General features: G+C 56.3%; 23 protein-coding genes and 1 riboswitch. Of the genes, 11 read left to right on the top strand and 12 right to left on the bottom strand.

Annotated elements, in window-relative coordinates:
* Position 1 precedes the first annotated feature (1 nt).
* Genes JRC49_04195 through JRC49_04160 form a run of 8 tightly spaced genes read left to right on the top strand, consistent with a single transcriptional unit; the run spans position 2 to position 5,882 of the window.
* Positions 2-1,492 (top strand): cobyric acid synthase, encoded by a 1,491-nt coding sequence (locus JRC49_04195; protein QTE72033.1) that lies wholly within the window; start codon positions 2-4, stop codon positions 1,490-1,492.
* Positions 1,489-2,430, top strand: coding sequence for a cobalamin biosynthesis protein CobD (gene cobD, locus JRC49_04190; GenBank protein ID QTE72032.1), 942 nt, complete (start codon positions 1,489-1,491; stop codon positions 2,428-2,430). Before JRC49_04195 ends, cobD begins: the two co-directional genes overlap by 4 nt.
* A 10-nt stretch (positions 2,431-2,440) precedes the next feature.
* Positions 2,441-2,725: a cysteine-rich small domain-containing protein gene (locus tag JRC49_04185; protein ID QTE72031.1), complete on the top strand. Its 285-nt coding sequence runs from the start codon at positions 2,441-2,443 to the stop codon at positions 2,723-2,725.
* Entirely contained in the window at positions 2,722-3,741 is a 1,020-nt protein-coding gene (gene cobT, locus JRC49_04180) for a nicotinate-nucleotide--dimethylbenzimidazole phosphoribosyltransferase (protein ID QTE72030.1), read from the top strand. Before JRC49_04185 ends, cobT begins: the two co-directional genes overlap by 4 nt.
* Entirely contained in the window at positions 3,738-4,253 is a 516-nt protein-coding gene (locus JRC49_04175; GenBank protein ID QTE72029.1) for a bifunctional adenosylcobinamide kinase/adenosylcobinamide-phosphate guanylyltransferase, read from the top strand. The genes cobT and JRC49_04175 overlap by 4 nt, the downstream gene beginning before the upstream one ends.
* Entirely contained in the window at positions 4,244-5,005 is a 762-nt protein-coding gene (locus tag JRC49_04170) for an adenosylcobinamide-GDP ribazoletransferase (GenBank protein QTE72028.1), read from the top strand. The genes JRC49_04175 and JRC49_04170 overlap by 10 nt, the downstream gene beginning before the upstream one ends.
* On the top strand, positions 5,002-5,331 hold the full coding sequence (locus JRC49_04165; GenBank protein ID QTE72027.1) for a bifunctional adenosylcobinamide kinase/adenosylcobinamide-phosphate guanylyltransferase: 330 nt from the start codon (positions 5,002-5,004) through the stop codon (positions 5,329-5,331). The genes JRC49_04170 and JRC49_04165 overlap by 4 nt, the downstream gene beginning before the upstream one ends.
* The gene (locus JRC49_04160) at positions 5,328-5,882 is read left to right on the top strand and encodes a histidine phosphatase family protein (GenBank protein ID QTE72026.1); all 555 of its coding nucleotides are present in this window, start codon (positions 5,328-5,330) and stop codon (positions 5,880-5,882) included. Before JRC49_04165 ends, JRC49_04160 begins: the two co-directional genes overlap by 4 nt.
* Here JRC49_04160 and JRC49_04155 read toward each other — a convergent pair.
* From JRC49_04155 to JRC49_04145, 3 genes are all read right to left on the bottom strand, one after another.
* Positions 5,859-6,641: an ABC transporter ATP-binding protein gene (locus tag JRC49_04155; protein ID QTE72025.1), complete on the bottom strand. Its 783-nt coding sequence runs from the start codon at positions 6,639-6,641 to the stop codon at positions 5,859-5,861. The genes JRC49_04160 and JRC49_04155 overlap by 24 nt on opposite strands.
* Positions 6,642-6,646: 5 nt before the next feature.
* Positions 6,647-7,690: an iron ABC transporter permease gene (locus tag JRC49_04150; protein ID QTE72024.1), complete on the bottom strand. Its 1,044-nt coding sequence runs from the start codon at positions 7,688-7,690 to the stop codon at positions 6,647-6,649.
* Positions 7,691-7,752: 62 nt separating this feature from the next.
* Positions 7,753-8,664 (bottom strand): ABC transporter substrate-binding protein, encoded by a 912-nt coding sequence (locus JRC49_04145; GenBank protein QTE72023.1) that lies wholly within the window; start codon positions 8,662-8,664, stop codon positions 7,753-7,755.
* Positions 8,665-8,801: 137 nt separating this feature from the next.
* A riboswitch (cobalamin riboswitch) is annotated at positions 8,802-9,011 on the bottom strand.
* A gap of 247 nt (positions 9,012-9,258) precedes the next feature.
* On the opposite strand from JRC49_04145, the gene JRC49_04140 reads away from it, so the two are divergent.
* Positions 9,259-9,558 carry a hypothetical protein gene (locus tag JRC49_04140; GenBank protein ID QTE72787.1) on the top strand — a complete coding sequence of 100 codons (300 nt, stop codon included), beginning with the start codon at positions 9,259-9,261 and terminating at the stop codon, positions 9,556-9,558.
* Positions 9,559-9,606: 48 nt separating this feature from the next.
* Here the strand turns inward: JRC49_04140 and JRC49_04135 are convergent, their stop codons facing one another.
* The gene (locus JRC49_04135; GenBank protein QTE72022.1) at positions 9,607-10,677 is read right to left on the bottom strand and encodes a PLP-dependent aminotransferase family protein; all 1,071 of its coding nucleotides are present in this window, start codon (positions 10,675-10,677) and stop codon (positions 9,607-9,609) included.
* Between the two features lie 102 nt (positions 10,678-10,779).
* Between JRC49_04135 and JRC49_04130 the strand changes: the two genes are divergently transcribed.
* On the top strand, positions 10,780-11,385 hold the full coding sequence (locus JRC49_04130) for an ECF transporter S component (GenBank protein ID QTE72021.1): 606 nt from the start codon (positions 10,780-10,782) through the stop codon (positions 11,383-11,385).
* A gap of 2 nt (positions 11,386-11,387) precedes the next feature.
* Here the strand turns inward: JRC49_04130 and JRC49_04125 are convergent, their stop codons facing one another.
* From JRC49_04125 to aroB, 6 genes are all read right to left on the bottom strand, one after another.
* Entirely contained in the window at positions 11,388-11,786 is a 399-nt protein-coding gene (locus JRC49_04125) for a PaaI family thioesterase (GenBank protein QTE72020.1), read from the bottom strand.
* Positions 11,787-11,839: 53 nt separating this feature from the next.
* A complete protein-coding gene (locus JRC49_04120; protein QTE72019.1) occupies positions 11,840-13,048 on the bottom strand; it encodes a 3-phosphoshikimate 1-carboxyvinyltransferase in 1,209 nt (402 codons plus the stop codon).
* Complete coding sequence (gene aroQ / locus JRC49_04115; GenBank protein ID QTE72018.1) at positions 13,045-13,476, bottom strand: type II 3-dehydroquinate dehydratase; 432 nt, start codon at positions 13,474-13,476, stop codon at positions 13,045-13,047. The genes JRC49_04120 and aroQ overlap by 4 nt, the downstream gene beginning before the upstream one ends.
* Positions 13,477-13,538: 62 nt before the next feature.
* Positions 13,539-14,780: a hypothetical protein gene (locus tag JRC49_04110; GenBank protein ID QTE72017.1), complete on the bottom strand. Its 1,242-nt coding sequence runs from the start codon at positions 14,778-14,780 to the stop codon at positions 13,539-13,541.
* Between the two features lie 81 nt (positions 14,781-14,861).
* On the bottom strand, positions 14,862-15,956 hold the full coding sequence (gene aroC, locus JRC49_04105; protein ID QTE72016.1) for a chorismate synthase: 1,095 nt from the start codon (positions 15,954-15,956) through the stop codon (positions 14,862-14,864).
* Positions 15,957-16,008: 52 nt separating this feature from the next.
* Positions 16,009-17,067, bottom strand: a complete 1,059-nt coding sequence (gene aroB, locus JRC49_04100; GenBank protein ID QTE72015.1) for a 3-dehydroquinate synthase — start codon at positions 17,065-17,067, stop codon at positions 16,009-16,011.
* A gap of 181 nt (positions 17,068-17,248) precedes the next feature.
* Here aroB and JRC49_04095 point away from each other — a divergent pair, with 181 nt between their 5' ends.
* Positions 17,249-18,436 carry a glycosyltransferase gene (locus JRC49_04095; GenBank protein QTE72014.1) on the top strand — a complete coding sequence of 396 codons (1,188 nt, stop codon included), beginning with the start codon at positions 17,249-17,251 and terminating at the stop codon, positions 18,434-18,436.
* A 66-nt stretch (positions 18,437-18,502) separates the two neighbouring features.
* On the opposite strand, the gene JRC49_04090 is transcribed toward JRC49_04095, so the two are convergent.
* Positions 18,503-19,585 (bottom strand): VanZ family protein, encoded by a 1,083-nt coding sequence (locus JRC49_04090; GenBank protein ID QTE72013.1) that lies wholly within the window; start codon positions 19,583-19,585, stop codon positions 18,503-18,505.
* Positions 19,585-20,532: a zinc dependent phospholipase C family protein gene (locus JRC49_04085; protein QTE72012.1), complete on the bottom strand. Its 948-nt coding sequence runs from the start codon at positions 20,530-20,532 to the stop codon at positions 19,585-19,587. The genes JRC49_04090 and JRC49_04085 overlap by 1 nt, the downstream gene beginning before the upstream one ends.
* Positions 20,533-20,685 lie beyond the last annotated feature (153 nt).

Raw genomic sequence — 20,685 nt, 5'->3', positions numbered from 1 at the left:
GATGATCCAAGGAACAGCTTCCTCGGTCGGGAAAAGCGTGCTTTGCAGCGCGCTGCTCCGGATCCTGAAGCAGGACGGATGGAAAGCGGCTCCCTTTAAAGCACAGAATATGTCCCTGAATTCCTTTGTGACAAAAAAAGGCCTGGAAATGGGCCGGGCACAAGTGACACAGGCGCAGGCCGCCGGCATGGAACCGGACGCGCGGATGAATCCTGTGCTGCTGAAACCAACCAGCGACCGGCGCAGCCAGGTGATCGTTGAAGGAAAAGCCATCGGTACCATGACAGCGATGGAATATCATGAATACAAGCCCGCGCTCCGCAAGAGAATCAAGGAAATCTATGATTCGCTGGAGGCGGAAAACGATTATGTGATTATCGAGGGTGCGGGAAGCCCGGCAGAGATTAACCTGCGGGAAGGCGATATTGTCAACATGAGCATGGCGGAGGCTGCCGACGCTCCCGTAATTCTGGTAGGAGATATTGACCTGGGAGGCGTATTCGCTTCCCTGCTGGGAACAGTGATGCTGCTGACAGAAGAGGAAAGGAAACGCGTCAGGGGAATCATCATCAACAAGTTCCGGGGTGACGTCAAAATCCTGGAGCCGGGCCTCCGTATGCTGGAGGACAGGATCCATGTTCCCGTGATCGGTGTCGTGCCGTGGATGAATGTGGAACTGGAAGACGAAGACAGCGTTACGGAACGCTTCCGCAGGCAGAGCGGCGAAGGTGACATTGACGTGGCCGTGGTGAAACTGCGGCATATTTCCAACTTTACGGATTTCCAGTCCCTGGCACTGCAGCCGGGCTGCAGGCTGCGCTATGCGGAAAGCGCCGCAGACCTGGAAAAGGCAGACCTGGTTGTGCTTCCGGGTACGAAGAATACCATTGAGGACCTGATTGACATGCGCAACCGGGGAATGGACCAGGCGATTATCCGGCATGCGCGCCGCGGGGGAATGGTGTTCGGCATCTGTGGCGGATACCAGATGCTCGGAAACCAGCTGAAAGATCCGGAACATACGGAATCCGGAGTACCGGAGGCATCCGGACTCGGACTGCTGGACATGGACGTCATTTTTGAAAAAGAAAAACAGACAACACAGGCGGTCGGCACAGTGGAGTGTGCATCCGGCTGGCTGGAGAAGTACAACGGAACCTCCATGGACGGCTATGAAATCCACGCGGGACAGAATATCCTTGGGAAAGGTGCGCAACCCTGGCTGCGGACAGCGGAGGGAACGGACGGCATCATGAATGCGGGCGGTAATGTGCTGGGCAGTTATCTGCACGGCGTATTTGACGATGGAAAGCTTTTTGCCGCCATGGCCGCACGGATCCGTGAAGCGCGGGGAGAAACCGATAAAGAAAGCATTCCGGTCAGCTTTGAGGAATTCCGGGAAAAGGAATTTGAACGGATTGCCGCCATTGTGCGGAGCAGTGTGGATATGGAAAAGGTCTATGCTATCATGCGCGGGGAGGACAGAGAATGAAACTGGGTATTGCTGCGCTGATTGCCGGTTATCTGCTGGATCTGCTGCTGGGTGATCCGGAATGGCTTTATCATCCGGTACGGCTGATTGGGAAATACATATCCTTTGCGGAAAAACGTCTCCGGGAAAGGGGCGGAAACCTGCGGATCAGCGCCCTGATCCTGACAGTTTCCACCACATTGCTGACCATGGCGGCAGCTGCCCTGATCCTGTGGCTGCTTAAGCTGGGGGGAGACGTTCCGCTGTTTATCGGCATGGCGCTGATGGACTGGATGGGTATTGCGGTTACCTGCATGGCAAAGGAAGCCAGGGGAGTCGGAAAAGCCCTGAAACTGGGGGTCGGTCCGGCCAGAAAACAGGTGGCCCGCATTGTCGGAAGAGATACGGAGGGCCTGAACGAGGAAGAGATTATCAAAGCTACGGTTGAAACGGTGGCTGAGAATACTACGGACGGGGTCATTTCACCGATCCTGTACGCGCTGATAGGCGGACCGGTGCTGCTGTGGGGATATAAAGCGGTGAATACACTGGATTCCATGGTGGGATATATGGATGAGAAATACCGGGATATCGGCTGGAGCAGCGCAAAACTGGATGACGTCCTGAACTATCTCCCGGCCCGGCTGACCGCCCTGCTGATGGCTCTTGCCGCGCGGCTGACCGGCCTGGATGCGAAAAACGCCCTGCGCATCGTCCACAGGGATCACGCCAATCACAAGAGCCCCAACAGTGCCTGGAGCGAAGCCGCGGCGGCGGGCGCCCTGCATATTCAGCTGGGCGGAACGCATCTCTACTTCGGCAAACCGGTGGAGAAGCCGACGATCGGCGATGATGACCGGCCGGCGGAGGAAGAGGATATCGGAAAGGTTAACCGCCTTCTCTATGTGACCAGCGGACTGATGATGCTGATTGCTGCAGTGACCGGATTAGTGAAATAGGAGACTGAAGATGGAAAAGACCCAAAACAGCAGCAACTTTTTCCAGAACAGGGAATGCCGGTATTTTCCTTGCCATAAGGGAGTGCCGGAAGAAGAATTCAACTGCCTGTTCTGCTACTGTCCCCTGTATACGCTGGGCAGGAAGTGTGGGGGAAACTATGTTTACACGGACAAAAACATCAAAAGCTGTATCAACTGTGTCTTCCCGCATATCAGGGATAATTACGGGAAGGTGACAGCCCGGTTTGATGAAATCAAAGAAGTGGTCCGGATGATGGACGGAGAGAATCTATGAACGTACAGGAAGAAGCCCGCAGGCGCTGGGACAGTGTGGCAAAGCCGCTGCATTCCCTGGGACTCCTGGAGGATCTGGTTGTCCGGATCGCGGGCATCCAGGGAACGGAAAACGTGTGTATCGACCACCGGTGCGCGCTGGTTTTCTGCGGGGATCACGGAGTGGTCCGGCAGGGCGTCAGCCAGACGGACAGCAGCGTAACGGCACTGGTGGCTAAAGCGATCGGAGAAGGAACCGGGAACATCAACCTGATGGCAGCAGAGGCTCATACGGACGTGCTGGCTGTAGACATGGGCATGCTGAAACCTGTGCCGGGCACTGTGGACCGGCATGCCGGCCGGGGAACCGCTGACATGACGGAAGGGCCGGCCATGACCCGGGCACAGGCGGAGGAAGCAATCCGGGCCGGTATGGAGCAGATGAAAGAGCTTCATGAGCAGGGATATCAGATTGCCGTTATCGGTGAAATGGGCATCGGCAATACAACTGCGGCCAGCGCGGTTTCTGCCGTGCTGCTGGGAATGGATCCCGAAGAAGTGACAGGCCGCGGCGCCGGACTATCCGATGCCGGACTGAAAAGGAAAATCAGCGCGATCCGGAAGGCCATTCAGGTAAACAGGCCTGACGCGGATGACCCGGTGGACGTGCTGGCCAAGGTAGGCGGATTTGAACTGGCAGGTATGGCCGGCGCCTATCTGGGCGGATTGAAATATCATATTCCGACGATACCGGACGGCATGATCCCGGCAGCGTCTGCCCTGGCAGCCGCGCGGATGAATCCCGACGTTATACGGTCCATCCTGCCGGGAACGATGAGCAAGGAGCCGGCGGACAGGCTGATTATGGAAACCCTGGATATGAAACCGGTGATCCATGCGCAGACAGCCCTGGGAGAAGGAACAGGAGGCGTGATGCTGCTACCGCTGCTGGATATGGCGCTGCGGGTATATAACGGGCCCCATACCTTCAGCAACCTGGGAATGGAAGCTTATACGCCGCAGGAGGGAAAAGCATGATTGTTCTGGTAACCGGCGGCAGCGGCTGCGGGAAATCCACCTGGGCGGAAAAACTGATCCAGACCTTGACGGAAGAGAAACGCGTATACATCGCGACCATGCAGGTATACGACAGGGAGTCGGAACTTCGTGTGGAACGGCACAGGAAGCAGCGGGCAGACAAAGGATTCCGGACAGTTGAGTGTGAAAAGGACCTGGCTGGAGCTCCGATTGAAGACGGCGGCACCGTCCTGCTGGAAGACCTGGTGAATTTGACAGCCAATGAGATGTTTGACGGAGGTGATCCGGAACGGATTGCTCCGGCACTCCGGATGCTGGCTGCGCGGTCCCGTCATCTGGTGATGGTCACCAACGACCTGTTTTCGGACGGCGCGGAGTATTCACCTTCCGTACAGGAATACCTGCGGTGCCTGGCAGAGATTAACCGGCAGGCGGCGGAAATGGCCGACTGCGTGGTTGAAGTGGTTTATTCCATTCCTGTTTCCCTGAAAGGAGAATTACCATGCGTTTGATCCGATCCCTGCTGATCGCTTTCTCCACCTATTCACGGATTCCGGTTCCGCAGGTGGAATGGACAGAGGAAAACCGGCGGTACAGTATGTGTTTCTTTCCCCTGGTCGGGCTGGTGACAGGCCTGGTGCTGTGGGGATGGCTGGCATTGTGTGATCATTTCGAAATAGATCTGTTTCTCCGGGGCGCGGTGGCAGCGCTTGTGCCGCTGGTGATTACCGGGGGCATCCATATGGACGGCTTTATGGATACCGTGGACGCGCTGGCGTCCTGGCAACCGGCGGAAAAGCGCCTGGAGATCCTGAAAGACAGCCATACGGGAGCTTTCGCAGTGATGGCCTGCGCAGGTTATCTGCTGCTTTCGGCTGCCCTGTACAGTGAGGTATTCGCATCGGCGGGCCCCGGCCTGATCTGTGTCTTTGTTCTGTCCAGGGCGCTCAGCGCATGGGCGCTGGCTGTGATGAAGGGCGCCAGGGAACAGGGAATGCTGGACGATTTTTCCAGGGTTACCCGAATCAGGATGGTGTCGGTCAGCGGCGGGATATATGCCCTGATCTGCCTGGTTATCTGGGCGCTGACGGGCGGCTGGATCGCAGTGTTTTGCGCGGCTGCGGCGGTGCTTTGTGTCCTGGGGTACAGGCGCATGGCTTACCGGCAGTTCGGCGGCGTGACGGGCGATCTGGCAGGATGGTTCCTGCAGGTGACAGAACTGGTGCTGACTGCCGTGATTGTGATTGGAGGAAGGCTGCTTTGAAACTGTATATAGGCGGAGCATACCAGGGACAGGATGAACTGGCCCGGCAGGAGAATCCTGACGTTCAGATCTTTGAAAGGTTTCATGAAACCATCCGGGAAGCGGTTCTGAAAAAAGGAGAAGAAGCATTGGCGTTCGCAGAACAGTTCTGCAGGGAACATCCAGAGGCAGTGGTTGTTTCCGATGAAGTGGGATCCGGCGTGGTACCCATGGCGGCAGAAGACCGGACTTTCCGGGAAGCTGTGGGGCGTGTCCTGTGCGTGATTGCCCGGAACGCGGAACAGGTTACCAGGTGCATATGCGGAATCGGGGTGCGGATCAAATGAACTGGATCCTGATCAGACATGGGATGACACAGGGAAATACGGAAAGACGCTACGTGGGCTGCCGGACGGATGAACCGCTTTGCGAGGCGGGCATCGCTAAGCTGAAAGAGGGAACGTATCCCGATGTTCAGAAGGTCTATACCAGTCCTATGCGCCGGTGCCTGGAGACGGCGGCGATTCTTTATCCCACAATAAAAGCCGAAATCATTCCGGATTTCCGGGAATGCGATTTCGGCGAATTTGAGTATAAGAACTATGAAGAACTGAACGGACGGGCAGATTACCAGGCCTGGATTGATTCCGGCGGGGAACTGCCTTTTCCGGATGGTGAAAGCAGGGCAGAGTTTGCAGCCCGCAGCTTTGCGGCTTTTCAGTCCATCCGGCAGGACGCGGGCGATGAAGACTGTGCCCTGATTGTGCACGGGGGCACGATCATGTCCATTATGGAAGCGATGGGGAAGCCTCGGGGAAACTACTATGATTTCCAGGTCAAAAACGGCTGCGGCTATATCCTGAAAGAAGACGGATCATATACCGGCATCGGGCTGTGAGGGTTCCTGCCACTGGGACAGCATTTCCCGCATCCAGGCATAGACGTCCATCCCGTATACCTGCTTGAGGTTTTCGGGGGTCATGACGTCGGCGATCAGCCCCTGTGACACAGTTTTCCCGTGATCCAGCAGGACAGCGTGGGTGCCGTAGCGGCGGGCCAGGCTCAGGTCATGAACGACGGACAGGACAGCCCGTCCGGGTTTCTTCAGCCACTCCCGGATCAGGGAAAAGATATGCTGCTGGTATTTCAGGTCCAGGTGATTGGCGGGCTCATCCAGGATCAGCACCTGCGGATTCTGGGCAAATACCTGGGCAAGGAAGACGCGCTGCATCTCGCCGCCGGAAAGCGTCAGCATGCTGGCGTGACGGAGCTCTGAGAGCCCTGTGATTTCCAGTGCTTTTTCCACCTCGGCTTTTCCGTCGTCATCCCGGCCGGAAAACAGGCCGGATTTGTAGGCATAACGGCCCAGACCGACAACTTCCTCGACAGTGTAGGCATAGCCTACATTGTTTTTTTGTGCCAGTACGCCGATTTTCTGTGCCAGTTCTGACGGCTTCAGGCTGCGGATATCCTCACCCTTCCACCGGATGGATCCGGTGTAGGGAGCGCCCTGGGCGATGGTCTCGATCAGGGTGGATTTGCCGGCACCGTTCGGTCCGGCCAGCATGAGCCACTGCCCTTCTTCCAGGCGGAAGGAAAGATCCTCGACAACCGTGAAGCTGCCGTAGCGGACGGTGATATGTTCTCCCTGCAGCATTCCGGTCACCTGGCCTTTCTTGTCTTATTGAATATGATTACAAACGCGACGGCTCCGACCATGGACGTGACCACACCGATGGACAGCTCAATGGGACTGAGCAGGGTGCGGGCGACCAGATCCGCCAGAAGCAGGAAAATGGCACCGGAGAAAAGGGAAGCCGGAAGCAGGCGCTTATGATTCGGCCCGACCAGCATCCGGGCAATATGCGGCATAACCAGACCGACGAAGCTGACGGTTCCGGAAATGGACACACAAACACCGATGAGTACGGAAACAGTGATCATGATAATCAGTTTCACCCGCTTCACGTTCACACCGATATGCCGCGCATTGTCTTCGCTGATGGCAAAGGCATTCAGCTCCGGACTGAAACGGAACAGGACTCCGCCGCACAGGAGCAATGCCAGGAACAGCAGTTTGACCTGGTCGTAGTTTACCCCGGAAAAGGAACCGAGCGTCCAGTAGCTCAGGGAGCGGGTGTGATCACTGCAGAAGGTAATCAGCAGCGAAATAATGCTGGAAATGAACATGGTAAAGATGACGCCGATCAGGATGATGCTGCTGGTGCTCAGCGACCGGTCCAGGGCATAAGCAAGGGAAAGAATCAGGATCAGTGAGCCAAAGGCAAAAGCCATAGCCATGATCATAGTGCCACCGTAGGCGGAGCCGGGAATGGTGAATCCGATGACAATGGCGATGATTGCCCCGAGGGCCGCACCGGAGGAGACACCCATGGTGGATCCATCCGCAAGGGGATTGCGCAGCAACCCCTGCATGGCGGCACCGCATATGGATAAAGACGCCCCGGCCAGCGTAACGCACAGCACGCGGGGCAGTCGGACATTCAGTATGATGTTTTTGGCGATGTTCTGGGGAATCGGCAGCCCCCAGACGGCATTCCATACCGCTGTAACGGTATCGGAAAAAGTGATCCTGACACTGCCGACGCAGATACACAGAACCATGGTCAGGAACAGCACTATGGACAGGAACAGATAGGTGACGGGTGAGAAACGCTCCCGCAGGAGCAGCCGCGATTTCTGCATAGCAACCTCATTAACAGGAAAGGGGAACCGGAAACGGTCCGGTTCCCCCGGAATAAGCGGAATTAAGCAGCCGGAACTTCTTCGGCTTCATCACCATAGACAAAATTATACAGTTCGATGACAGCGTCCTTCAGGCGCGGGCCGGGACGGGTCATCATGCTGGTTCCATCGTAATAGATGTTCTTGTCCTTGATGGCGGTGATGTCTCCCCAGCCGTCACGGGCAATGATCTCATCGATGCCTTCGGCACCCATACCGTTCATCAGGATGATATAGTCCGGGTTGCGCTCGATGACCTGCTCATCACTGATCATCAGCCAGGGATCCGCCTGGTCGCCGAAGATGTTTTTCAGGCCGCAGATTTCAGCCAGTTCATGAGTGAAGCTGGTGCTGCCGCAGGAGTACAGATACGGAGGCGGAGAGATCTCAAAATAGACGCTCTTTTCATTGCCTTCGGTCTTAGCCCTGATTTCATCGCAGGTGGCCTGGATGTCAGCAATCAGCGCTTCCGCATTTTCATCCTTGCCCATCAGGGTACCGATCATGCGGATGGCAGTGTAGATGCTGGCGATGTCGGAGGTGGTGCTGATGACGACCTTCACGCCGTTATCTTCCAGCTGCTTCACCTGATCCTCGGACTGGCTCATGTCGTTCATCAGGACGACCTGGGGATTCAGGTTCAGGATTTCCTCAATATTGGTTTCCTTGCCGGACTGAACCTTGGGCAGATCCGTGATGGAAGCGGGGTAATCGCAGTACTGTCCGATGCCCACCAGGGCTTCCTCACAGCCGATCGCGCACAGGATTTCACAGTCGGAAGGCTGCAGGGCCACAATCCGGGTGGCAGGCTCCGCCAGGGTGATTTCACGGCCGTACATATCCGTAACTGTGACCGCGGCATCATCAGCCAGAACGGATGTCATGCTGAAAACCATCAGCATGGCAAGGAAAAGGGAAACAAGTTTTTTGGACATTTTCAGTTCCTCCTCAACATTGATCAAATGAATCAGCGGGAGGAAGCAAAAGAAAAGCGTCCCTCCCCGAGGCACGCCAACAAAACCCGCAGACGGATTGTCCGCAAGTTTTATAGCATATCCCACCCCCAGGGGAATGATTTTTTCACGGTGTAAACAAGTCTCCCGGCTTGGCTTCATTCTACTTGCACACCTTCCCGCGGCCTGGGGCCGCAGTGGCTTCATAACGTGCTTTCGTCAGCTTCACGGTTACTGGGATAGCCCGGAACTCTCATCCGTGTTCCTATGACGCGCTTCCTGAGAAGCGGCGCCGCGCATCGCTGCGCAGATACACCGGCTATTCATTTGTCGCATCCATTATATAGTTCCGAAAACCCATCGTCAATTTAATCCTTGCGTTCTTTTCAAAAGAAAAATACAATAAAACAAGAGAGAAAAACATTTGAACGACCCCCACGACACTCTTTTTTGCGTATCAATAGATGAGACCGGAAAAACGGCCGAAAGGAAGGAAACAAGATCATGAAAAAGCTTTTTGCTGTGCTGGCTGCCCTGCTGATGCTGATGAGTATCGCTGCCGCGGAGGACGGCCCTCTGTCCGGCGGCTGGACTCCCTCCGCGGATCCTGCTGTAACGGAGGAACTGCAGGCGGTGTTTGACAAGGGACTTGAAGGACTGGTGGGCGTCAGATATACACCGGTCGCTTATCTGGGATCCCAGGTGGTGGCGGGAACCAACCATGCTTTCCTGTGCCAGGCCACGGTTGTGTATCCGGGTGCGGAACCGTATTATACGATCGTGTACCTGTATGAAGACCTGCAGGGAAATGTGACGATCCTGAATATTGCGGAGCTGGACGTGGGCGCCCTGTGTACCTACGGCGCGGAAGAGTGAAAACGGTTGAAAAGAAAGCGGGAACGGAGTGAAATCCGTTCCCGCTTTTCAGTTTCCGGCGGCTTTGCGCTCGCCGCGGCGAATCCGGTTGATATGCCGTTCAAAGTCTCCGCCGCTGATCAGCTCCGCCAGTACATACTGCTCATAAGTGGGGACAGTGCAGCTGTAAAAGCCGACACGGAGTTCAAAGACCGGGAGCAAGGCTCGGGGGAGTACCATGTATCCCACACGGAAAGACGGAGATACAGTGCGGGAGAAGGTGTTCAGATAGATGACATTCTGGCGGGTGGTGCCTGCAAAAAGCGTCTCCTCCGGCTTGCGAAGCAGGGAAAACTCTGATTCATAGTCATCCTCCACGATGTACCGATCCGGTTCCGACGCCCAGCGCAGGTATTCCCGGCGCTTGGAAGCGGTCGCGGTAACGCCGCTGGGGAAACTCCGGAAGGGAGTGATATGAAGCACGGAGGCTTTTGTGGACTGAAGCGCTTCAGAGAGAATACCGTCTTTTCCCAGCGGGCAGAAGTCTACCTGCACATTCCGGGAGCGGTAAACCTGTTCGATCTTCTGATAGGACGGTGCTTCGATACCAAAGATCCTGTCGCTGCCCAGCAGTTCCACCGCAAGACCGTAAAGGTATTCCGCTCCGGCACCGATGATAATCTGGTCCGGCTGTACGCGGATTCCCCGGTTTCGGGCAAGATAACTGCATAAAGCTTCCCGCAGGATGGGACAGCCGGCATTGGGAGAACGGACCATGATTTCCTCACCGTACTCGGTCAGCACCCGGCGCATGACCCGGGCCAGCGCGGGAAAGGGAAAGGTATCCCGGTCCGGCGCGGGAGGCACGGCAGAAATCCGGTGTTCCTGGCGGACTGAAGGAAGGGTGAATCCGTCTGTTTCCCGGTAAATGACATAGCAGCCGCTGCGGGGACGGGATTCAGCATATCCTTCCTCGCACAGGAGCTCAATGCTGTGCTCTGCGGTGATGGCGCTGACGCCCCGATCCCGGGCGAGGATGCGGCGGGAAGGCAGACGGCTGCCGAAAGGGCGGATGCCTGAAATAATCTCCTCCCGAAGAGACTCATACAGGGTCAGGTAAGCTGGCTTTTTCACACTCATCTGGTCTTATAAAATTCTCCATTTCTGGCACTTTTCATATGGCCAAGCAAAGCATATACTCCTTTGCATCCAAAGTCAAGGGTTCTGAAAGGGGTTCTTATCATGAGCAATACAGCAGGCGAAAAAAACAGCAACGCGCTGATCACCCGGATCGTTTTTGCCGGTGTAATGGCCGCCATTATCTGCGTGATTACCACATTCCGGATTCCCCTGGGCCAGAGCAAGGTCCATTTTGCAAACTCCATGTGCCTGCTGAGCGGCCTGCTGCTTGGACCAGTGTGGGGCGGTACGGCGGCCGGACTGGGTTCCGCAATCTATGACGTGCTGCTGGGAGGATACAGCTTTTTTGACGCACTGATCACCTTTGTCAGCAAGTTTGCCATGGCCTGGGTGACGGGCATCCTTTATCAGAAATGGGTGCTGAAGAAAGAAGAAAAAAGCTGGAAGGAAAATCTCCTTCCGCTCATCATTTCCTGCGTGCTGGGCGCGCTGACCTATGTGGCGCTGTATATGCTGAAGACCTGGCTGTTCAAACTGTATGTGGAACCGGTGCCGGTGGATACAATTCCAGGCATTATGGTGGCCAAACTGATTCCTTCGCTGATTAATGCAGCCTTTGCGGTGGTGACGGCTCCGATCTTCTTCCATGCGGTCCGTCCGGCACTGAAAGCCGGCGGCATCCTGAAGCAGCTGGAAACGATCAAATAATCTCAGAGCTTAAAGCCTGTAAATGTGGCCTGGGCAATATCCTTGCCCAGGTCATCTTTTATGCTGATGACATAGACGCAGGAAGTGCGGCCGTTCTTCAGGCATGCGGCGGTGGAAGTCAGGTGTTTTCCCTTGCTGGCATTGAGGAAATTCAGACTGACCTGCTGGGCAACCGTGGGACGATGGGCATTGTTGGACGCGGCGGCAAAGGTGAAATCTGCCAGGGCAAGAATCGCACCGCCCATGAGGCCGCCTGCGGCGTTCATGTGCCGCTCGGTGATCTCCATGCCGCAGACAGCGCCGTCTTCCGTGAGGGCGTCCAGGGTCATGTTATTGGATGTGGCAAAAAGATCTTTGCTGAAGAAGTCACGAGCCTCCTGTAAGGAGTGGAAAACTGACATAGAATCCTCCGGAATAAATGAAAAATGAAGAATGAAGAATGAAAAAATAATGGTTAATCCATAAGGGTGATATTCAGACCAAGGGAGCGGAGACGGTCCCAGTAGTCGGGGAAGCTCTTGCGGACGGCTTCGGCGCAATGGATTTCCCCGCCGGTGCGGCTGCAGAGCAGGGACAACGCCATGGCAATCCGGTGATCATTATGGCTGTCAAGCGATTCGGCCGGAGCGTGGAAAGTATCCGCCGGAACGGTGATCCGGTTTTCCTCCATATCCAGGAAGATTCCGAATTTGGCCATTTCCTCCGCCATGACAGCGCCACGGTCGCTTTCCTTGAAGCGAAGACGGCGTGTGCCGGTGAAAACAGCACCATGACAAAGGGCGGCAGTGACAAAGAGCACAGGCGCCAGATCCGGACAGTCGGTCAGGTCCAGCTCCGCGGATCCTTTGGCCAGAGCGTTGAAATAATCCCGGTATACCCGGTCTCCCTGCAGGCTGTCCGCCCGGAGACCGGTCACCGTCACATCCCCGCCGGCATAATTGAAGGCTTCAAAGAAAGCGGCGTTGGAGTAGTCACCCTCCACAACTGTATCCTGGGTACGGAAAGCGGCGCTGCCGGCGATATCCAGGGTGAACTCATCCGCCCAGGATACCTGTACACCCGCATCCTGCAAGGCCTGCAGGGTGAGGGACAGATAGGAGCGGCTTTCCACGGGAGGCAGGAGCCGGATCCTGCTGTTACCGGGAAGCAGGGGCAGGGCAAAAAGCAGGCCGGAAATGAACTGGCTGGAGATGCTTCCGGAAACGGTATACTCTCCGGCGGTCAGGCGGCCTTGTACCAGGAGTCCGTCTTTGCTGTGCTCCAGGCGGAGCCCCTGCTCCCTGCACAGGTCTTCATAGACAGAAAGCGGCCGGGACAGAAGCGTTTCGCTGCCTTCCAGCCGCATGGGCTGACCGGAAAGGAGACACAGGGGAATCATAAAACGCAGGGTGCTGCCGGATTCCCGGCAGCAAAGTGTCGCGGAAACAGCCTTCCGGGGATCGCAGCCCCGGACGTGGACGGTATTCCCCTCCCAGGAGAGGGAAGCCCCCAACGCGGTCAGGCAGTCCGCCGTGGCGAGAATATCCTGGCTGGGATCCACGCCCCGCACTGTGCTTTCTCCTTCTGCCAGGGCGGCACAGATCAGCAGGCGGTGAGCCATGGATTTGGAAGGCGGTGCCGCCACAGAGCCCCGGGCTGTGCCGGGTTGAATGATTGCTCTCATTGGTCAACTCCTGTGAGATAATCCATGGCTTCCAGATAGCCATTGAAACCATGGCCTTTGATGGTCTTCGCGCAGGCGGCACGGACATAGCTGATTTTCCGGAATTCATCACGGGTATCCGGATCGGAGATGTGGACTTCCACCGCGGGAAGAGCCACTGCCTTCAGCGCGTCCAGAATGGCGATGCTGGTATGGGTATAGGCACCGGGATTGATCACAATGCCGTCGGCTTTGCCGTACGCCTGCTGGATGGCATCCACCAGATCCCCTTCATGATTGGACTGGTACAGGGTGACATCAATCCCCAGCTGAGCGGCATGTTCCTCAATGAGACGGCAAAGATCCGCATAGGTGGCTTTGCCGTAGATCTCCGGTTCACGGATGCCCAGCATGTTAAGGTTTGGTCCGTTAATAACAAGAATGTTCATGAAAGCACCTGCCTAAACAATTAACAATGAATAATGAACAATGAACAATTATATGTTCCGGATTACTGCTGAAGGATAAGGGAAGCGGTGTCTTCGGGTGTGCCGAAAACGGGAATAATCATATCGGCGGAAGCACGGTAGACGGGTTCCCGTTCCTGATAGAGCTGCTTCATTTTAGCAGCCGTATCCGCCAGCGGACGATCGTCTGTCGGAACCAGGCTGTCCGGAGCCCTGTCCAGCCAGAAAAGACGGCCGTTCTGCCGAAGCAGGGTGACGTTTTCCGGACGGAGCACAGCCCCGCCGCCGGTGGAAATAACCTGTCCGCCCTGAAGGGAGAGCTCGCGGATGATTTCGCTTTCCAGATCACGGAAGGCGGGTTCGCCGTCTTCCCGGAAGATCTCCGGAATGGACTTTCCGGCCTTTTCCACAATGAGCTGGTCAGTATCGGCCAGCGGTTTGCCAGTGGTTTTCGTCAGGATTTTACCGACGGCAGATTTGCCGCTCCCGGGCATACCGATGAGAACCAGGTTTTCCTTCCGGCGAAGGATCCGGTCATAAATCTGATCTGTCAGGTCATCCGGATATGACATATTCAGGAACAGTTCAGAAGCCCGCACGGCCTGGGCGACCAGCATATACAGGCCGCCTTCCGCGGGGATGCCGCGGAAACGGGCATCCAGCACCAGACGGCTGCGCAGGGGATTGTAGATTGCATCCGCCACGCCTTCGAGACGGGTAAAGGATTCCAGTGAAAGGGGCTGCTCCGCCGGCCTGGGAAACATGCCGCAGGGAGTGGTGTTCAGGATGATTTGCGCATCCGTATGATCCCGCAGGACATCCTCATAGGAGAGGCTGCCTTCCCGGGAAGTCCGGCTGACCCGGTATACCACCCGGGCGCCAAGCTTTTCCGCTGCGTAGGATGCGGTACGGGAAGTGCCGCCGGTGCCAAGCACCAGCACTTTTTTTCCGGACAGATCCAGACCAATGCGGCGGATCAGCCGGGTCAGGCCGTACAGATCCGTGTTATAGCCATACAGTTTTCCATCCCGGTTGACGACGGTGTTGACCGCGCCGATGGCACGGGCGGTTTCGTCGATTTCATCCAGGAAGGGGATGACTGCCTGCTTGTAAGGAATTGTCACGTTGATTCCCATAAATCCCCGGGAGGTCATGAAGCCGGGAAGCTCTTCCGGGGTCAGTTCCTTCAGTTCATAGGCATAGCTGCCGATTTCCCCGTGGATCTCCCGGGAAAAACTGTGGGGCAGGTGTTCGCCGATGCAGCCGTAAATCAATTCAGAATGCATAATGCATAATGCACAATGATGAGAATGCTGTCAGGCTTTTGACAGATGCTCAGCATTTATGCTGAAACCTTTCTGCAGTGTTCAGTCGTTTGAAGAGGCCAGCCAGTCGGTGCCGTAGCGGAGAGCCAGCAGGTCGCAGAGGACGAGGGCAGTGACGCTGTCCACAACCACCCGGGCACGGTGAACAATGGCCGGATCATGACGGCCGCTGATGACCAGGGCAGTTTCTTTACCGGTGCCGGGGTTGACGGTTTGCTGCTCCTGCGCAATGGAGGGGGTGGGCTTAACGGCACAGCGGAAGATTACCGGCATGCCGTTGGTGATGCCGCCGTTCACACCGCCGTTATTGTTGGTTGTGGTCACTGGCCTGCCGTCCTTCATCCGGATGGGATCGTTTGCCTGACTGCCGGTCATATCCGCAAAGGCAAACCCGGATCCGAATTCAACGCCCTTGACAGCGGGGACGGAGAAGAGCGCATGGGAAAGGACGCTTTCGACCGTGTCGAACCAGGGTTCACCGACGCCTGCCGGCAGACCGGTAACGGCGGTTTCCAGAATGCCGCCCACGCTGTCACACCGGGCAGCAGCATTTTCAACCGCTTCACGCATGGCCTGGCCTTTTGCTTCATCCAGAACGGCAAAGGACAGGCTGTTCAGCCGGGGCAGATCCACGGACAGATCCGTGAAGGGAGCATCATCAATGCCGGCACAGCGGGCAACATGGGTGCCGATCACAATTCCTTTGCGCCGCAGGGCAGCAATCACAACAGCGCCGGCGGCCACCAGCGCGGCTGTGATCCGGCCGCTGAAATGGCCGCCGCCACGGTAGTCTTCATAGCCATGATACTTGGCATAGGCTGTGAGATCCGCATGCCCGGGCCGGGCCGGGCCGCGCTGATAATCTCCGCTGCGGGTGTCCGCATTGGGAATCAGGATTGCTATCGGGGTACCGGTGGTACGGCCTTCAAAAACGCCGCTGACAATCCGGAAGGGATCGGCTTCCTGCCGGGCAGTGGAAATACGGCCGGCAGGACGGCGAAGAGTCAGCTGGGAAGCGATAAATTCCTCATCCACCGGGATGCCGGGCGCAAGGCCGTCGATGACCGCGCCGATTTCGGCTCCGTGGCTTTCACCGAACAGTGTGACGGTGAGGGAAGTGCCAAAGGTATTCTTCATAACAACTCCCATGTTTTTAATTCATAATCATCTGCGAATGTGACTGGTATGCTTATGAGAGGAAAAAACCGGTGTAGCGCTGACGGAGTTCCTCCGGGGTGAGTTCCTTCTCTGTAAAGGTACCGACGGCGTCCACGAGGATGGAGCGAATCTTTCCCCCGAACTTCTTTTTATCATGGACGACTGCCTGCATAACCTGATCCGGGTCGGAATCGCAGGTTGTTGGAAGTTCAAGCTTAGCCAGCACAGGAAGCAGGCGTTCCCGGACTGCATCCGAGCACATCGGCAGCATGCCGAGAGCCACACATTCACCGTGCAGCATCCCGTTTTTGACGTTGACGCTTTCAATGCCGTGGCCGAGGGTGTGACCGAAATTCAGGACGCGGCGCAGTCCCTGTTCTTTTTCATCTTTTTCCACCACGTCCCTTTTCGTATGAAGCGCGTCAGAAATGATCCGGATCAATGCCGGAGAAGGCTGGCCGGAAGCGAGCAGGGCAAGCTCCGCTTCATAATCGAGGGATTCAAAACGGGCGAAGGCTTCCTGATCGAAACAAAGCGCCATTTTGACTGCTTCAGCCAGACCGTTGGAGATCTGACGCCGGGAGAGGGTGGACAGGGTGGTGGGATCAATCAGGACACGGCGCGGTTGGTAAAACGCGCCGACGACGTTTTTGATACCATCCAGGTCAATGGCGGTCTTCCCTCCGATGGAAGAGTCCACCTGGGACAGGACGGTGGTGGGAATGTTGTAGAAATCGATGCCGCGCATATAACAGGCCGCAGCAAAACCTGACATATCGCCAACCACGCCGCCGCCGACAGCGACCACGCAGTCGCCGCGTCCCATGCCGAAAGCCAGCATGCGGCTGAGCAGCATATGGAAATGATCAAAGTTTTTGCTGGCTTCGCCCTGGGGAATGCAGACAACTTCCGCCGCCAGGCTTGCAGCAGCAACGGAATCCGCATAGGATGCAGGTACGCCGGAATCGGTGACCACCAGCACCTTCCGGTTCAGATTCAGCAGGTCTCCTGCCTGACCCAGGCAGCAGGGCTCCAGCACGATATCATAACTGTTTACGCCAAGCGACAGGGTGATTGTTTCACGGTTCATCGGAATCCCTCCCTGAGGGAAACAATATACCCGGGAGTCAGGGATGTCAATGTTCCGTTGGGATTCCGTCCGTTTTCCTTCTGTTTTTCAGCGGGTCCGGACTGATTTGCTTTTTTCTCCGGAACATGAGATAATATTCAGGCTAAAAACAGACAAACGTCTGTGTTGAAGGTGAAATGCGATGCTGAAGATCGGGCAATTTACAGATACATTTCTGCCGATTGTCGATGGCGTGGGCCGGGTGGTCCAGGCCTATTCAGAGACGCTGTGTAAAATGGGCCATCAGGTGACCGTAGTGGCGCCGATGTATGATACAGGTTTCCAGGGCGGTTTTCCTTTTCAGCTGGTGGAATATGTGGGCAGCAGCGTGCCGGGAATGAAACAGTACAAGGTCGGCGAGGCTGTGCTGGATGCCCACTACCGTCACCGGATCCGGATGATTGACCTGGATCTGATTCACGCGCACAGCCCTTTTACCGCCGGTTCGGAAGCACTTCGTCTCGCATCGGTCAGGAAGCTGCCGCTGGTGGCTACTTTCCATTCCAAGTATTATGATGATTTTCTCAAGGCAACCAGATCAGAATCCATTGCCAAGGTGGGCGTGAAGCTGGTCGTGAATTTCTATAACCGCTGCGATGAAGTCTGGGCTGTGGGTAAAAACACGGCGGACGTACTGCGGGAATACGGCTATGAGGGTGAAATCCAGGTGATGCCCAACGGCGCCACCCTGCGTACGGTTTCACCCGGCGACGTGGAGCAGGTCAACCTCAGGTGGAACCTGGGGACGGATCCACTGATCCTTTTTGTGGGTCAGATGGACTGGAAGAAGAACATCCTGACCGTGCTGGAAGCGTGCGCGGAAATGAAAAAGGCCGGAACTCAATACCGGCTGCTGCTGGCTGGACAGGGGATGGACATGAACGCTATCGGCCAGAAGATTCATGAGCTGAATATCCAGGACCGGGCGGAGCAGATCGGCCATATCACAGACGCAAGCCTGCTGGACGCCCTTTATGCCAGGGCCAACCTGTTTGCGTTCCCTTCGCTGTACGACGCAGCTCCCATGGTAGTACGGGAGGCGGCTGTCATGGGAACCCCCTCTGTGATGGTGCGGAACAGTACCGCTGCGGAGATTATCCGCCACGGGGAGAACGGCCTGCTGTGCGACAATGATCCGAAGGATCTGGCACGGGTGATGACGGAAGCCCTGAAGGAGCCCGAAAAGCTGAGTCTGATCGGTGAAACAGCCCGGGAGACGATTCCGGTACCCTGGGAAAAAGTGCTGGAAACCGCGGTTGAACGCTATGAGCGGCTGATTGCCCTGGGTAAGGAAGGCAAACTGAAGGATAAACGGAAAAGAGTGCTGTGAGAAAGCAATATAGTGAAACCGGGCGGTTCAAGGAGCATATCCATGAACCGCCCGGTTTTTCATATTTTATTCGGCGCCGATGATTTCAATCTGCAGGTTATCCGGACCGGCGAAACGGAGCAGCCGACGGCCGGTGGCGGGATCCCGGCGGTAATCTCCCGGTTGGATTCCGTTTGCTTCCAGCCGTGACCGCACCGCGGCCAGACGGGTTGCGAAGAGCGTCAGGTACTGGGTTTCCGGAACGGGTTCATCCGGTGAACAGATAACCTGGATCTGTGTTTTGCCCATTTCAAAGAGATAGACCACATCTCCGGACTCCCGGCGGTCGATCTGCTGGCGAAGACGGAAACCCAGGCGTTCCACGAAAAAGCTCCGGATAGCCTCTTCATCTGAACCCCTGAGCGTGGTGCGGAACATATGCGTCTTTTTGGTATAGGGGAAGAGCGTGCTGCGGCGGGCATGGCGTTTCCAGGAACGGTAGGCCCGGAGCTCACGCCGCCAGCCGGGATGGGTGACCACATAGCCGACAGCAATATACAGCAGCTGACCGATCAGCCCGCCGATGGTGTTGGAGATGATGTCATCAAAATCATACATGCCGCGCCGGGAAATCAGCTGCAGGTTTTCCACCATAAAACTGAGCAGCAGGCAGAAAGCCACGGGACGGATCCGAACCCGGGCCCGGAACCAGCGGAAGACATAGGGCAGCAGATAGCCAACGGGCAGGAAGATCATCACATTCAGGTAGAACTGGGAGATATCTTCCGGACGGACAATGGAAATCTGGGAAAAGGCGGAAGAAACGCCCTCTGTGAACAGGGTATGGAACCATCCGGAAAAACCGGTGGGAGTGGAGAACGCGTTTTTCAGATCCTCCAGGGGCGCAATATGGACTGTATAGTATGCGGTTGACGCCCGGGAAAAGAAAACAAGCCAGGCAAAGAGCAGAAAATACAGAAACAGCCCGAGGGTCAAAAGCCTTTGCCGAAGACGGAGCAGCCGGTCAGCATTCGGATTGTCACTCAGTCCGCCTTCCAGGTTCAGCCGCAGGCGCCGGCAGATCCGCCGGTCCGCCCAGGGAAGCAGAAAAACCAGGAAGAGCACAAGAACGGTGATGACAACATTCATCTTTAAACTGTTGAAATCCATTACCGTGTCTCCTTTTCAGGGGGCAGCAGGGATTTGACCCGGTAGTTCCGGGGATCATCCGCAGGCAGACCGCTCAGATAGGAATTGTTTCCGATCAGTTCAGAGATACTTTCAACAGAACCCTCGCCGTACCGGACCAGACGGTAGGACGCCTCAATCAGCTGCAGGGCAAACTGCCGGGCTTTTTCCCGCAGCTCCGGGAAGCTTTCCGTAAAAGACTGGTCAGGATCAAAAGGATGCTTCCAGAGACGGTGCTCTGTGTTTTCCGGATCCAGGGAATGGAACTGGGATTCGGAATAGGCAAGGGAGCAAAGCACGTCACGCTTTGTCCGCCGGGCTATGCGCGCGGCCAGGCCCCGCGGGTTTTCCAGCACCCGGTAGCACAGCCGGTAACGGCGGCAGGAACGGTTCAGGGCTGACCAGCAGTTTTTCCAGCCGTAAACATCCTCAAAGACAGCGTCCAGATCCTGACGCAGGGTTTCCGGCAGGCGAAGACGTGGATAGTAATGCTCCGTAACAGGATGCTTTTCATTCTCATAACCGTCACGACGGAACTGCACTACATCCAGCGCATGCTCCAGGCTCATATGGCTGCGGGGGAAAACACGCTCCTCCGCAGTAACATAGATGATATAAGGATGAGCGATGCTGTCCAGCGCGTAATGGCAAAGGAAACCGGACAGATAGGAAAACATTTCCACCGGGGAAGCGGAGCTTTCCGCCCGGCAGAGCAGGGTGGTCAGGAAGAGCCCGGGTTTCCCGGTGTGCATCCGGCGGCCGCGGCCTTCCCGGCGGTGCCAGGGCTTGTACATGAACCAAACGTCGGGACCGAACAGCGCAAAAGTATAAGGTTCGGGAAGCAGATATTCCCGAACTTCCTCCGGCAGGGAGGCCAGAACTTCCCGGCCGAAGGCCGCGTGAACCGCCACATCAGGCATCGTTCTCACCTGTTCTTTCTGGGTGCAAATTACCCATTCAGTATAACAATTTTTGCACAAACCGACAAGGACAATTGCCCGGAACGCATTTGTGATATATAATCAAACTGATGACATCCGGGCAAAGCGCCGGTGAAAAGCCTTCAATCGAAGGAGGAGTTA

It is taken from the genome of Clostridiales bacterium FE2011 (assembly GCA_017569305.1).
GTDB lineage: Bacteria > Bacillota > Clostridia > Christensenellales > Aristaeellaceae > Aristaeella.
This window is presented reverse-complemented; position numbering and strand designations above follow the sequence as displayed.

What these genes read in the sequence shown, in the direction of transcription:
- JRC49_04145 (QTE72023.1), bottom strand. Translation starts at nt 8,664, where the DNA reads ATGTCCAAAAAACTTGTTTCCCTTTTCCTTGCCATGCTGATGGTTTTC.
- aroC (QTE72016.1), bottom strand. Translation starts at nt 15,956, where the DNA reads ATGAAGAATACCTTTGGCACTTCCCTCACCGTCACACTGTTCGGTGAA.
- JRC49_04185 (QTE72031.1), top strand. Translation starts at nt 2,441, where the DNA reads ATGGAAAAGACCCAAAACAGCAGCAACTTTTTCCAGAACAGGGAATGC.
- JRC49_04135 (QTE72022.1), bottom strand. Translation starts at nt 10,677, where the DNA reads ATGAGTGTGAAAAAGCCAGCTTACCTGACCCTGTATGAGTCTCTTCGG.
- JRC49_04125 (QTE72020.1), bottom strand. Translation starts at nt 11,786, where the DNA reads ATGTCAGTTTTCCACTCCTTACAGGAGGCTCGTGACTTCTTCAGCAAA.
- JRC49_04155 (QTE72025.1), bottom strand. Translation starts at nt 6,641, where the DNA reads ATGCTGCAGGGAGAACATATCACCGTCCGCTACGGCAGCTTCACGGTT.
- cobD (QTE72032.1), top strand. Translation starts at nt 1,489, where the DNA reads ATGAAACTGGGTATTGCTGCGCTGATTGCCGGTTATCTGCTGGATCTG.
- JRC49_04150 (QTE72024.1), bottom strand. Translation starts at nt 7,690, where the DNA reads ATGCAGAAATCGCGGCTGCTCCTGCGGGAGCGTTTCTCACCCGTCACC.
- JRC49_04170 (QTE72028.1), top strand. Translation starts at nt 4,244, where the DNA reads ATGCGTTTGATCCGATCCCTGCTGATCGCTTTCTCCACCTATTCACGG.
- aroQ (QTE72018.1), bottom strand. Translation starts at nt 13,476, where the DNA reads ATGAACATTCTTGTTATTAACGGACCAAACCTTAACATGCTGGGCATC.
- JRC49_04090 (QTE72013.1), bottom strand. Translation starts at nt 19,585, where the DNA reads ATGGATTTCAACAGTTTAAAGATGAATGTTGTCATCACCGTTCTTGTG.
- aroB (QTE72015.1), bottom strand. Translation starts at nt 17,067, where the DNA reads ATGAACCGTGAAACAATCACCCTGTCGCTTGGCGTAAACAGTTATGAT.
- JRC49_04175 (QTE72029.1), top strand. Translation starts at nt 3,738, where the DNA reads ATGATTGTTCTGGTAACCGGCGGCAGCGGCTGCGGGAAATCCACCTGG.
- cobT (QTE72030.1), top strand. Translation starts at nt 2,722, where the DNA reads ATGAACGTACAGGAAGAAGCCCGCAGGCGCTGGGACAGTGTGGCAAAG.
- JRC49_04160 (QTE72026.1), top strand. Translation starts at nt 5,328, where the DNA reads ATGAACTGGATCCTGATCAGACATGGGATGACACAGGGAAATACGGAA.
- JRC49_04130 (QTE72021.1), top strand. Translation starts at nt 10,780, where the DNA reads ATGAGCAATACAGCAGGCGAAAAAAACAGCAACGCGCTGATCACCCGG.
- JRC49_04110 (QTE72017.1), bottom strand. Translation starts at nt 14,780, where the DNA reads ATGCATTCTGAATTGATTTACGGCTGCATCGGCGAACACCTGCCCCAC.
- JRC49_04195 (QTE72033.1), top strand. Translation starts at nt 2, where the DNA reads ATGATCCAAGGAACAGCTTCCTCGGTCGGGAAAAGCGTGCTTTGCAGC.
- JRC49_04095 (QTE72014.1), top strand. Translation starts at nt 17,249, where the DNA reads ATGCTGAAGATCGGGCAATTTACAGATACATTTCTGCCGATTGTCGAT.
- JRC49_04120 (QTE72019.1), bottom strand. Translation starts at nt 13,048, where the DNA reads ATGAGAGCAATCATTCAACCCGGCACAGCCCGGGGCTCTGTGGCGGCA.